Here is a 13,519-nt window from a genome sequence, read left to right on the forward strand (position 1 = left end):
TGGGCATTTTGTGCATCCATTTAGCACTAGAATAAGGTTTCTAACCGAACAAAAGTACTGATGAAATGATCACGGTTTTCGCGATGATCATTAAGATAGCTAAGATCACCTTGTACATAGAACCATTCACGCCACAGAGGTTGCCGCCACGACACGAAGGGCCCCCAGTTATTTAAGCGCAGTTGGTTATTGTTATAGTAGCCACCCGTATAAATACCATAGTTGAAGTTGTTATGGGCAAAGAACTGATGTTGGCGGAAAAGACGGTTATCCCACCATAGATCATCATCCTGCTTATCGGCATAGGTCAGGCTGAATTGGTTTGATAAAAAAGGTTGATTCGGGCGTGCATGAATCAATTCTAAATTGGTTCTTAAATAATTTTCACTTTTGCTGCCATAGCGATAGATTTGTTCTGCATTAAAGCGGAAGTCATTACGCAAGTCCCAATGTTTTTCTGCTCTTAAGCGGGCATAAATATCACTGCCTGAACGAATACCTAAGTCAGCATCAGTCTCGAAAGGGAGTTTTTTAGAAAAGTCTGACCAACGTAAGGCCAAAGAGCCGTTACTGTCGCGGGTTTGTTTGGAGTCGAATTTTTTATCGGGGTCTTGATTGGGTTGATTATTGGTATTGGCGACGTTGTTCTTAAACTCATCATCAAGGGAGTCGTCACCAAACACCACACTGACTTTTCTTTCTAACGTGGGTAGTTTAATTTTACCGCGAATACGAGGTTTAACCTTGAAGTTATCATATTCATTCCAGGAATTATCCAGCATGACCCGAATGGTGGCAGAGGCTGGTTTGTCTGGATCAACATCACCAAACCAGTCATCAATTTTGATTGAAGTTCGGTCAGCCCACTCACGAATACTGCGCTGCTTTTTATCCGCCCAAGTTTTGTTTTCAGTTTCGGTGGTGGGTGGCACATTAGATTGGTCAGATTGCCCAGGAAAGATCGTGGGTGCAGCATCGACCCAACGTGGAATATAGTCTAAGGCATTTTCAGTGTTATTTGCTGCTGTTGAGTTTGGTACATTTTTTGTTTGCTGATTTTGGGCATTGGTTTCTGCATTTGCAACACTTAAAGAGCCAATTGACAACGTTAGCAAAGCAAAAAAGATACGCGATGGCACCATTTGCTGTAAATTATTCATAATAAAGACTTATATATTGTTCTTATGTTAACTTTTGATGATTAGGGGAATAAAATCAAGCATCAGAAACAAAAAGCAGCAATTTAACTGTGTAAAAAAAATAGAGTGATCATAAGGGTTTAGCGTTATCTGTTATGCAGCAGATTGATCGGGAGCAAATCACTCGTCCTTGAGTTAAAGTGTCCAGAAAATTTACTTTTTCGGGTTGTTATATGGACTCAGGCGCGGCGCTGTTTTCTAAAGCCTGATATAGATCGTGCACAGAAATTGGTTGTGGTAAACGGCTGATCACTTGTCGAATTAGTTGCCAAGTATATCCATCGGTGCGGTCGAGTAATAGATAGGGATAGGCTTGATCTTCACTGGATAGCTTGACCCGTTCAAGGCCATGAATGACACGGATTTTCTGACGTTCTCTGAGTAAAATGACAGGCGTAAAAAAGGTCGCAGAGGTCTCATCAAAGGCAATAAATTTCTGGGTGTTGATAAACGATGCGGGGATGTAGGGATAGACACGTTGATCCCGCTGCCAGACTAAGGTGCCATTCATGATACATTCATTAAACAAGTGCTCATGTAGGTGATAGTGTTGCTTAAAGTTATTCCAGCTGGTTTGATGAATGGAACTGGTTCGGGTATGACGCTGATCGGTGTAGGCTTGTAAAATGGTGGTCGCATATTCAACGCTATGTGTTCCAACCAGCACCACATAATGGGAAAATTGACCTTGGGCATAGAGTTGCTCAGCAATAAAAATCTGTGCTGATCCCCACAGGGGTTGTGCTTCGTTCTCGGCTTTGAGATAGAGCCAATCAATTTTAATATTTTGATCAATCTCGTCGTGTAGATCGACTCGATATAGGGATGGAAAGGTTCGTGCATCGATCCGTTCCAAGCGACAGAGCAGACCATCTAAACTAAAATCATTCAAAGCCAAGGGTTTGGCCTTGTTGAGATTTGCAGCAGGACTCAGGTTTTGTCTAAAACCAGGTTTTACACGCGGAGTGGCCTGAGATGCAGTTGTTACTGTCGCGGGCTGAATTTTTTCTTGAATAATGGCATCTAGCTGCGACTGAAAGTTAGCAGTCTGTTGCTGTATGATTGATCGGCTGTCTAAGCTCGAATTTTTCTCAGTATCTTCTGCCTGAATAGGCTCTAAAACTGGAATCAGGTTGTGTAGCACATCATCAGTTTTCACATAATCCTGAGCATGCTTTTGTAACCAGCGCAATGCATCTTGTGATGAACTGAACCAAGGGCTTTTTAGGAAGGAGAGCGCAGGGCGAATCACCCAGACCTGCCAATGCTGGCCCTGACGTAATGCAGCCCAGCCCATATCGGCTGAAGCAAACAAGGCATTTTCGACACGGCCCATAAAATTATAGGTGCCGCGGTAGGTCATGGCATAACCATAGTCGGCTAAGTCTGTGGCAGAAAACTCTTCATTCAAAATAAATTCTTTAAATGGCATCAATTGATCTTGAAAGGTCGGATCGTCGCAAGATGCGCAAATATCTTTGATACGTTGTTTTGATTTGGCAATTTCAAAAAGTGATGTTTTGTCATCATTCAGCCCGTCAACAAGCGTTTTAAGCTCATCAACCAAGAGTGCTTTCTCTAATACGTCCATCAATTGTTTCCTTAGAGATAGGCGAGAGCCTGTTTTAAATCATGAATCCGAAAAAGTGGCAGCAGTTCTCACACGTTGTAATCAGTTATAGTCGATAAAGTATGCTGTTTTATCCATGTGACTGTTACTGTTTTGCGCTGCATACACTGCATTTATACGAGGTATTTTGATCACAAAAGATTGTCACTTTATGACGATTATAGAAGAAAAAGAGGCAAAATCTATAGTGGTCAAGTTAGTAAAAAATCTCATTTAAGTATTCTAAATCGAGATATATATCTCGGTTTGTCTTTGAAAATAAAAACATTTTAAAAGAATGAATCGGATTAATAGATCATTAGATAAAAAATCATCTATAAATTTTTGAATGAATTGTGATCACTTTCACATATCTGCTGGTGAAAAGCTCAGCAAATAAAAAACCAATACGATTGAAATCATCATTAACAGCGATAAACGGTATTTTTTTAAAGATAAAAGACTGAAACCAAAGGGGAATATACAAATTTAAAGATTAAAAAAAACGCTTCCATATACAGATGAAAGCGGTCTTAGGATTAACCTGGCTTAAGGTTTAATTTCGCATTGATCATCATTACATTGAGCAGCATCGGTTTGCTCAATTTCGGCATTTGATGAGCTTTGTGCTTGCTGTAAGGCTTGCAAGAAAACTTCACGTGGTTGTGCACCTGAAAGCGCCAGCTTTTGCTCAAAGACAAAGAAGGGAACACCCGTTACTTTCAGTTGTTCATGGGCGATTTGCTCATCATGGCGCACAAAATCAGCCAATTCGTCCGAGTCCAGTACATATTCAACTTCGGCATTGTCTAAGCCAATGCGAGAGGCAATTTCTTCAACCACTTCACGCTCACCAATGGCAAGACCTTCGGTCATATAAGCATGGAAGAAAGCTTCTTCTGCTTCATTGCCCAAACCTTTGCTCTGGGCAAGATGAATAATACGATGTGCATTAAAACTATTGCCTGAGTTGGCTTTTTGCCATTGGAAATCGATGCCTTCCGTTGCCGCCATGGCTGCTACATTGCGCTCCATGTCTTCCATCTCGACATAGCTACGACCATATTTCTTTGCGAGTCGTTCGGTGTTTGAAGTCTCATGTTTGGCTGGCGCATCTGGGTCTAGTTCGAAACTATGCCAGTGAATTTCCAGTTCAATACCTGCTTCTTCAGCCACATGTTCAAGACGTTTTTTACCGATATAACAAAACGGACAGACCACATCTGACCAAATATCTACACGCATGGTGGATCTCTTCAATTCTCGTTAAACAGATAATAGGGGCGAACACGATCAATTTAAAGCGATGAAAATGTAATGCTCCGTTACGAGAAGTGAAATAAAAAGGGCTATAACTGCATGTGTTTTATCGATTAAACTGAGTTCAGAACATAAAAAAATATAATGAAATTTGGAGGCTCTATGCGCCGTTTTTTAATCTTTGTGACAGTTGTGGTGCTTTGTATTGGTTCTTTTTTCTTTTATCAGCATACCTTGAAACAGCGTGCCATCAATAATCAGCAGATGTTTGAGGTGGTCATGTCTGAAAAAATGCGTGAACTTTATGATCAAGCACAAGACTGGTCGACTCCAGTGCAACTGGATATCCATGATGATCGTTTGGCTGGTGATTATAAGTTGATGTCCGAGTTTTTATTGAGCTATTGGATGCAAAATGTAGAAGCGCGTAATCGTTATTTACGTGAACTCAAAGCTGCCAATTGGGATACTTTTTTAGATGTTGCGCGTTTGGATCAGGACCGCAAGCAGAACTATAAGGATACTGAGCAGATGTTTGTAGAGGTGCGTAAAGCATCAGCCGAATATGAGCAAGCACGGCAACACATTCAGGCCAATGCTATGCAGCAGGCAAAAAGTTTGGCGATTCATAATGAAATGAGAAGCTCGCTACAAGCAAAATTAGAACATAATCTAAAAGCGGATAAGGCTCATGATATTTTTCCGATTGAGCAGCAAATCATTGAAAAGGCACAAGCCATGTTCGATATGCTGAAGAAATATCAGTGGCAAAGAAAAGACAAAATGATTTTGTTCCGCGAGACGGCTCAAGTGAAGAAATTCAACGCCCTTTATCAAGATGTATTAAAGCTGAATACCAAAATGGAGAAGATTAAACAAAATAATGCTGAGGCTTTAGAAGAGGAACTGTAATCAAGAGCGATCCTTCAACATGCATGAAATACAAGAACAGGTAGATATCGAAGCATATGAATTTATGGCAGCTGTTTCATAAAGTAAAACCATTTGTACTCCCCTATAAGTGGCTGGTTGCAGTGACTTTGCTGCTGACCTTGATTGGCGCATTAACCGCACAAGTCAATGCGCTGACCTTGCAATATGCAGTCGATCAAATCAATGCCGTGGTTGAATCAGGGCAGGGCTTAAATGCCGGCTGGCATATTCTGCTCACCATCAGCGTGATTTTATTGAGTAAAGAAGTACTGAATATTTTTCTTCAGTTTGGACAAAAGTTTTTTGGCGAAAAATTGCGGATTTTGATTTCACAGGATGTGGCGCAGTCGATCATTGTGAAGTTTCTACAATACCGTCTGGCCTTCTTTACCCAAGATGATAACCAAGCAGGAAAGTTACAGACTCGGATTGATCGAGGCATTGGTTCGATTACCCGACTGGTGCAAATCTTCTTTATTGATATTTTCCCTTTGTTTAGCAGCGCCATCATTGCCCTGTGTCTGATGTTCTATGCCAATTTCTGGATTGGCTTGGTGGCGCTGAGTATTGTACCGATTTATTTCTGGATTACCTTTAAACAAGCACAAAAACTCAGCGGCACACGACGTAATTTACGTGATGGTCGAGAGCGTAAAAGTCAGGGCACCTTAAGTATTATTCAGTCGATCACGGTGATTAAGTCATTTAACCGTGAGCAAATAGAGGCAGAAAAACAACTGACCTTACAAAAACAACTGACCGATGACCAGATGCGGACGCGCCAACTCAGTTTTCTGTTTGATGGCTTAAAAACCTTTATTGAACAGATCGGCGTCGTATTTATTATCATTTTAACAGCTTATTTTGTTCTGGTCGGTGATATGAGCATTGGCATGATCATGTTTCATATTCTGTTATTTAATAATGTCTCAGCACCGATTCGCTCCTTACATCGTATCTATGATGAAGTGAATGATGCGATGATTTATGCAGAAAGCTTTTTCAAAATTTTAGAGGCTGATGATGAAATAGAAACCTCAGGCCAACTGAAACCACAACCTCTGACCGGTAAGTTTGAATTAAAACAGGTGAACTTTTTCTATCCCAATGGTTTTCATGCGCTGAAAGATATCAATCTCACCATACAACCTAATAAAATCACGGCGTTGGTGGGCTTGTCAGGTGCGGGTAAATCGACTTTGATCAGTCTGCTGGACAAATTCTATTTACCACAGACCGGTGAGATTCTGCTGAATGGGTCTTCGTTAACGGAAATTGATACCCAATATCTACGTGATCATATTGGTTTAGTTCTGCAAAAGAATCATATTTTTCAGGGTACGATTGAGGAAAATATCCGTTATGGCAAGATGGATGCGACACAGGATGAAATCATCCTGGCTGCAAAGAAAGCCTCGATTCATGAGCAGATTCTCAAATTACCATTGGCCTATCAATCCGATGCGCTACTATTGTCAGGCGGACAGCAACAGCGTATTGCGATTGCTCGCATGTTCCTGAAAAATCCACCAATTATTTTTCTGGATGAGCCAACGGCAAGTCTGGATGCGATTGCAACTGAGCAGATCAAGCACAGTCTGGATGAGATTAAGCAGGGGCGGACGGTGATTATCATTTCACATAGCTTGTCACAGATTATTGATGCCGATTATACCTATGTGATGCAGGATGGCAGGATCGTAGAACATGGTGAGCACCATCAGCTTTATCAGCAACAAGGTGTATATAAAAATATTTTTGATGCGATGGCCAAGAGTCTCAATATTGAAAAAATTTCCAAGACTTTTGAGGGGGATGATGAAGAGGAAACTCATAGTTAGCTACTCTTCATCATGCGATTTGAAATGGTTTTAACTCAGGATTAATCAAATATCTTATCTGCGGCTTGGAAGGGGAGGCTCACCACATCAATCGCGACTGCAAACGGTAGCAGCACCAGTTTTTCGAGAGGATTTAAGCCTGATTTGGATTTATAGCTTTCCTCTTTCTGAGTATAAATGGTGACTTGATAGGCTTTGCTTAACGCCTTTAACGAGCTGAGATTATTCGCCGCAGGATAGACCACACCTGCCAGCTTGATATCAAAACAGAAGCGTTGTGCTCGCATACGTTCATCACTTGATGTAGAACATTCTTTGGCACCATTTTCAATAAAGAATTCTAGGTCTTTCTTGCTCAAGTCTTCTTTGAGTTTCACATAGGAAAGTGGCAAAGTACCTGAAAAATGACCATCATTTTTTTCTGAATAGAAATTAAGATCACGGGTGATTTGAATATTTTTAGGATCAAGCTTACTGATCAGCGTAACGAACTGAGTCCCGCCCTGAGTGAGAATATAACTTTTTTGTTGGCCTGCAATCACGATGCTGTCTTTAGGTAAGTTTGTAGCATTTGGCGCAGGTCGGCCAAAAGCCACCACGTTGTCTTCAACCAAGGTGACTTTTGTGGTTCGCGTATAACTACGATTGTCTTTCTTGATCAGGGTTGAGGTGGCACAACCTGTTGCGAGTACCGTGATTGCGCATAGGCTGATGAGGGTTTTAATCGGTGGTGTTAACATCCGTGTACTCCTGTCATTTTAAAGCTCAGATCTGTGTCTTTGGTTTGATTTGTCGTGTCATTATTCTAGGCTGAGGATTGATCCTGTTAAGGCTGATAAATAATACCCAGAACTTTAGAAGGCAAGACAATTGCATCTAGCGTTAAAGTAAAGGGAAGCAGCGGTAAATGAGCCAGTTTTTCTTTAGTCGATAACTGAACTTTAGCACTTTTATAGTCAAGATATTGAATTTTAACTCGGTAAGGCTTGGAGAGTGGCTGTAGTGATCTAAGGTTACTCACTGCAGGATACACAGTACCTTCAAGGCCGAGTTCAAAGCTATGCGGTTTTTGCGTGTCAATACAGTTACAGGGAGCAATCCCATATTGCTTAAATAGTGCTTGCTCTTTTTCACTGAGATTTCCATTTGGTGGCGCATACGTAAATCTAAATTGGCCTCTAAAACGATTGCTATCGGGCGCGGGTGCAATAAAATCTAAATCACGACTGATCTGAATATACTGAGGATTAAGCTGGTTAAGCAATTGCACAAATTCGGCTCCCCCTTTGTGAATCACATAGCTATATTGTTTCCCTGCAATGATAATGCTATCCGTCGGCTCATTGGGCAAGGCAATAGCGGGTTTACCAAAGGCAATCACATCATCTTCGATTAATGTTGTCCATTGATGACCAGATTCATATTTAGTGAATAAATCCCGTGTGGTTTCACCAATGACTCGATTACTTGAACAGCCTGTAAGAACTAATCCAGATAATAAACAGCAAACAAAAATTTTATGATTCAATATTTTAAAATTCATTCTTTCTTTTAGGAACTGGTTGGACAAGAAAAACGACTATAAACAAAAATCTAGGGAATATGAACTACATGCTTAAATTTGTCTGACTGGTAAAATATTCGACGGGCTCAATCCAGATTTGGATGATCTTGACCGTTTATCTGACCTCTACTGAATCAAATCACACTTTGTTGTAGCCTATTAGATAACTGCTTTTATTTAACTCATTATCTTCTTATGGATGAGGGATGTTTGGAGCAAACGATGAATTTTCTAAAACGATCCGCCCTGATCACTGTATTGGCTTTTATGGGCATCCCTGTGGTTCAGGCAAATGATGAAGTGACCTCTTTGCCGACTATTCGTGTCATGGCAGAATCTGAACTTCGTGAAGAAGTGGGATTTGTGCCCTTTCAAGAAGACAAGCAGGTTCGTCAGTCATTGCAACATTATGTTTATAAAGTTCATAATGATATGCAGAATGCGGGTATTCCTGAGATGAGAACGGTTGTTGACTATCAGCCAATGGCAGCACCGCCCGATTTATCTCAATTTTCACCGATATTACAGCAATATATTCTCGCCGTTGCTTCGGGTTTTCAATCTTCTGATCCGACCAATGGTCTATTTAAAATGTTAGAACCACTGAATCTTAATCGTAATAGTGCTGAAGGGATTCGAAATGGCACGATTAAAATCAATGTGGATGATATTTTGAGATTGCGTCAACAATTTCAAGACGGCTTAAGAGGTTTTTGATAGCCGATAAATTGCTGATCCTGAATGAAATTAAAAATCCCCGCAATGTGCGGGGATTTTTTATTATTGCTTCAGATAGCGTTCAAAAATAGCCGAAAAATCATAGTCTTCAATTTGTTTACGTCGCTCGGTAAATTTGTTCTCAACCTGAAGAGTAGTCTGCGAAATAATATCTGGTAAATTCAATAATACCTGCTCTGGCAGTTCACGCAGCGAGAACATACCATTTACGGCTTGCTGGGTTTGAACCAATGTGGTGTATTGGCGCTCGATTTCTTTACATGCTTCGCCAATACTAAACAAGGCTTTATATAAGTCGCGTACTTTTTCGATTTGTGCTTTCTCAATATCAATTGAATAAGCCGCACCACCCAATTGGAATTTGATTTCGACATCGCGATCAATGGTTCCGGCGGTTTCAAGCAGTACGCGGCTAATTTGGTAGTGTTTATAAGGATAACGATTTAGGGTTCTTTTCTTACTCACTGCACTGGTACCATCAAGGTGGATAAATGCCGTGTTGGTAAAGCAGTATTCATCTGTTTTTGCTTTGATTAAGAAGAAGATTTTTTCATTGTCTTCATGGAAAATATAGTCATCAATATCAGTTTTATCATAATCTTGAGGTTCAATAATCTTACCGATATCACTGGTTCCCATTAGATCGGCTGCCATATTTTTAAACATTGTTAGAACCTTATTATTTGTTGGAACTGCGATCATAATTTGCCGTGTATTGTTCTGTCTACAGTGGGCATTTGTATTTTAAGAATTTGATACAACGATGAAACGAATTTCTATCACATAAAAAAATCCCCGCTTAGCACGGGGATTTTCTTTTTATCTCAGTGTCGATTAAACACGTTCGATAATGGTCGCGATACCTTGACCAAGACCGATACACATGGTCGCAAGACCGATTTGTGTATCTTGTTGTTCCATCACGTTCAACAAAGTTGTTGTGATACGCGCACCAGAACAGCCCAATGGGTGACCCAATGCAATCGCGCCACCATTCAAGTTGATGATGTCTTGCTTGTCATAAACGCCTAGGCCTTTCATCACTGATAAGCCTTGAGCAGCAAATGCTTCGTTTAATTCGATAGTCTGGATATCCGCCATCGTTAAACCCGCACGTTTAAGCGCTTTTTGAGTTGCAGGTACTGGACCATAACCCATGATTGCAGCATCACAACCTGCAATTGCCATTGAACGAATCACAGCACGTGGTTTTAAACCCAATGCTTGAGCACGTTCAGCAGACATCAGCAACATTGCAGATGCGCCGTCAGAAAGTGCAGAAGAAGTTGCTGCTGTGACTGAACCACCTTTTGGATCAAACACTGGTTTCAATGCTTTGAATGCTTCAAGGTTGGCATCAGCACGAATGACTTCGTCGATGTCGCAAAGGATTTTGAAGCCATTAGCATCATGACCTTCAACACCCACGATTTCGTTTTTGAAACGACCTTCTTGAGTTGCAGCCCAAGCACGACGGTGAGATTCAACACCAAACGCATCTTGTTCTTCACGAGAGATGCCATTCATACGACCTAACATTTCAGCGGTTAAGCCCATCATGTTCGATGCTTTGGCATAGTGTTTAGACGCTTCTGGGTTGAGGTCGATGCCGTGCATCATACCGACGTGGCCCATATGCTCTACACCACCAATGATGAATACATCACCTTGGTTGGTTGCAATCTGTGCAGCAGCCGTGTGGATTGCTTGCATTGAAGAACCACAAAGACGGTTGACTGTTTGACCGCCAGCAGTTTTTGGAATGTCAGCCAATAAACCAATGTTACGAGCAATGTTCATCCCTTGCTCTAAAGTTTGGTTGACACAACCCCAGATTACATCTTCAACTTCGTTGGTATCAAACTGGTTACGAGCAACAAGTGCACGAACTAATTCAGCAGATAAACTGTCGGCACGTACATTGCGGAACATACCGTTACGTGATTTGCCCATGGCAGAACGAACGCCATCAACAATCACAACGTCACGTGGATTTAAAGTAGCCATTCACGTCGCTCCTTAACCGTAGAATTTTGTGTTGTTAGCAGCCATGTCACGCAACATTTGTGGCGCTTCATAAGCCTTACCTAAGTGTGCATATTTGTCGCAAAGTGCAACGTATTCAGCAACACCTGTTTGGTCGATGTAACGGCATGGACCACCACGGAATGGAGGGAAACCTACACCCATGATCATCGCCATATCTGCTTCAGAAGCAGTTGCTACGATCTTGTCTTCTAAGCAACGAACAGTTTCGTTACAGAAAGCAAGCATCATACGGTCAATGATTTCTTGGCTATCAAACTCGCGTTTTTCGCCAGTTACGAATGGTGCAATGATTTCGTATGCTGTTGGATCAACAGTTTTCGCTTTCTTACCTTTCTTGTCTAACACGTATTTGTAGAAACCAACGTCATTCTTTTGACCAAGACGTTTTGCTTCATACATCGCTTCGATCGAACCTTTGTAATCTGGCTTCATACGGTCAGGGAAACCTTCTGCCATCACTTCTGCGCCATGAACACCTGTATCGATACCAACAACATCGATCAGGTATGCAGGGCCCATCGGCCAGCCGAATTTCGCCATCACATTGTCCACTTGTTGGAAATCTGCACCGTCTTTTACAAGCAGGTCAAATGCACCAAAGTAAGGGAACAATACACGGTTAACCAAGAAACCTGGGCAGTCGTTAACAACGATTGGTGTTTTACCCATTTTTTGAGCAAGTACCACAGTTGTTGCGATTGCTTCTTCAGAAGTCTTCTCACCACGAATCACTTCAACCAATGGCATCATGTGTACTGGGTTAAAGAAGTGCATACCAACGAAGTTTTCAGGACGTTGTAATGCTTTCGCTAAACGAGTGATTGAAATCGTCGATGTGTTAGATGCAATGATCGTGTTTTCACGAACATGCTTTTCAGTATCAGCGAGTACGATTTCTTTAACTTTTGGATTTTCAGTCACCGCTTCGATCACGATATCCACCTCTTTAAACTCGTCATAGCTTAAAGTTGGACGGATGCGAGCCAGTGTTTCACCCATTTGTGCAGGTTTCATTTTCTTGCGTTCAACTTGCTTGGTCAGTAAGCCATTCGCTTCTGCCATACCCAATGCAAGTTGTGGGTTACCAATGTCTTTCATGATGATTGGTGTGCCTTTGCTTGCCGCTTGGTAAGCAATACCACCACCCATGATACCCGCGCCTAGAACAGCGGCTTGGTTCACTGGATGAGCACCTTTCTCATATTTTTTCGCAGTTTTCTTCACCACTTGGTCATTGATGAATAAACCAATCAATGCACCTGCTTGTGGTGTAATTGCTGCTTTAGCAAAACCTTGTGCTTCAGCTTTTAATGCATCATCACGGGTTAAGCTTGCGCCTGCTTGTAAAGAATCAAGCAATAGCTTTGGAGCAGGGTATTGTGCAGGATTTGCTTTTGCAAGAACCGCACCTTTTGCCGTATTGAACGCCATCATTTGTTCAAGTGGGTTCAATTTGATTGCGTCTAATTTTTCTTGGCGTTTTGCTTTCCAGTTTAAACGGCCAGCAATCGCTTGTTTAACGAGATCAACCGCAGCTTCTTGTAATTTGTCAGCAGCAACAACCGCATCTACCGCACCATCTTTCAATGCAGCAGCAGGTTTTTTCGGGTTCGCCATAGCCATCCATTCAACGGCATTGTCGATACCGATTAAACGGCTTAAACGCACGCTACCACCGAAACCAGGATAGATCCCGAGTTTGATTTCTGGTAAGCCCACTTGTGCTTGCTCTGACATCACACGATAGTCACATACCAAGCACATTTCAAAACCACCACCAAGCGCTGTACCATTGATAGCAGCAACTTTAGGTAGATCTAAATCTTCAAAGCTGTTGAAGACATCATGTACAGGCATAAGCCAATCAACAATCGCTTGCTCACCCGCAGCGAAGTTATCGCCAAATTCAGTGATATCAGCACCAACGATGAAAGTTGATTTGCCAGAGGTAACAACTAAGCCTTTAATATCGTTATTGGCTTTCACTGCAGCAATCGCTGCTTGGAAGTCTTCGATGGTTGCACGGTTAAACTTATTAACCGACTCACCTTGTAAGTCAAAGCGGAATTCTGCAATTCCGTCCGCAAGCATTTGGACGGTAATGGCATTGCCAGCGTGGATCATGCCTGATCTCCCTTGTTGTGGAGGATTCTGAGTTGATGTCATAAAGCGTGTGTGCGCTTAAGCACACAAAAAATGCTTCGCTAATCTTACGATAACTATATCCAAAAAGGACATAACAAGTTGTATCAAGCCGTGACGCTAGGGTCATCAATTGTTTGTAAATAATTTTTTTAGTCTTATCTATATGAAAAATATGTGTTTA

At 41.5% G+C, this 13,519-nt stretch carries 11 protein-coding genes; 3 read left to right on the top strand and 8 right to left on the bottom strand.

Annotated features, from left to right (window positions below):
* Positions 1-26 precede the first annotated feature (26 nt).
* The 3 genes from NG55_RS14205 to NG55_RS14215 form a co-directional block, all read right to left on the bottom strand.
* Positions 27-1,160, bottom strand: a complete 1,134-nt coding sequence (locus tag NG55_RS14205; protein WP_065343620.1) for a hypothetical protein — start codon at positions 1,158-1,160, stop codon at positions 27-29.
* Positions 1,161-1,368: 208 nt separating this feature from the next.
* Positions 1,369-2,790, bottom strand: a complete 1,422-nt coding sequence (locus tag NG55_RS14210) for a hypothetical protein (protein ID WP_065343621.1) — start codon at positions 2,788-2,790, stop codon at positions 1,369-1,371.
* A gap of 567 nt (positions 2,791-3,357) precedes the next feature.
* The gene (locus NG55_RS14215; RefSeq protein WP_065343622.1) at positions 3,358-4,053 is read right to left on the bottom strand and encodes a DsbA family oxidoreductase; all 696 of its coding nucleotides are present in this window, start codon (positions 4,051-4,053) and stop codon (positions 3,358-3,360) included.
* Positions 4,054-4,230: 177 nt separating this feature from the next.
* Between NG55_RS14215 and NG55_RS14220 the strand changes: the two genes are divergently transcribed.
* On the top strand, positions 4,231-4,980 hold the full coding sequence (locus NG55_RS14220; RefSeq protein WP_065343623.1) for a hypothetical protein: 750 nt from the start codon (positions 4,231-4,233) through the stop codon (positions 4,978-4,980).
* Positions 4,981-5,036: 56 nt separating this feature from the next.
* Positions 5,037-6,842: an ABC transporter ATP-binding protein gene (locus NG55_RS14225; protein ID WP_065343624.1), complete on the top strand. Its 1,806-nt coding sequence runs from the start codon at positions 5,037-5,039 to the stop codon at positions 6,840-6,842.
* A gap of 41 nt (positions 6,843-6,883) precedes the next feature.
* On the opposite strand, the gene NG55_RS14230 is transcribed toward NG55_RS14225, so the two are convergent.
* Together NG55_RS14230 and NG55_RS14235 are read right to left on the bottom strand one after the other, a co-directional pair.
* On the bottom strand, positions 6,884-7,582 hold the full coding sequence (locus NG55_RS14230; RefSeq protein WP_065343625.1) for a YidX family protein: 699 nt from the start codon (positions 7,580-7,582) through the stop codon (positions 6,884-6,886).
* 86 nt (positions 7,583-7,668) lie between these two features.
* Positions 7,669-8,385: a YidX family protein gene (locus NG55_RS14235; protein ID WP_016542310.1), complete on the bottom strand. Its 717-nt coding sequence runs from the start codon at positions 8,383-8,385 to the stop codon at positions 7,669-7,671.
* Positions 8,386-8,628: 243 nt separating this feature from the next.
* Between NG55_RS14235 and NG55_RS14240 the strand changes: the two genes are divergently transcribed.
* Entirely contained in the window at positions 8,629-9,123 is a 495-nt protein-coding gene (locus tag NG55_RS14240) for a hypothetical protein (RefSeq protein WP_016542311.1), read from the top strand.
* A gap of 63 nt (positions 9,124-9,186) precedes the next feature.
* Here NG55_RS14240 and NG55_RS14245 read toward each other — a convergent pair whose 3' ends face one another.
* From NG55_RS14245 to fadB, 3 genes are all read right to left on the bottom strand, one after another.
* Positions 9,187-9,810 carry a PH domain-containing protein gene (locus NG55_RS14245; protein WP_004656254.1) on the bottom strand — a complete coding sequence of 208 codons (624 nt, stop codon included), beginning with the start codon at positions 9,808-9,810 and terminating at the stop codon, positions 9,187-9,189.
* A gap of 168 nt (positions 9,811-9,978) precedes the next feature.
* Entirely contained in the window at positions 9,979-11,151 is a 1,173-nt protein-coding gene (fadA, locus tag NG55_RS14250; protein ID WP_004802276.1) for an acetyl-CoA C-acyltransferase FadA, read from the bottom strand.
* A gap of 12 nt (positions 11,152-11,163) precedes the next feature.
* Positions 11,164-13,317 (bottom strand): fatty acid oxidation complex subunit alpha FadB, encoded by a 2,154-nt coding sequence (fadB, locus tag NG55_RS14255; protein WP_016542312.1) that lies wholly within the window; start codon positions 13,315-13,317, stop codon positions 11,164-11,166.
* Between the last annotated feature and the right edge of the window lie 202 nt (positions 13,318-13,519).

Source organism: Acinetobacter gyllenbergii (genome assembly GCF_001682515.1).
Taxonomy (GTDB): domain Bacteria; phylum Pseudomonadota; class Gammaproteobacteria; order Pseudomonadales; family Moraxellaceae; genus Acinetobacter; species Acinetobacter gyllenbergii.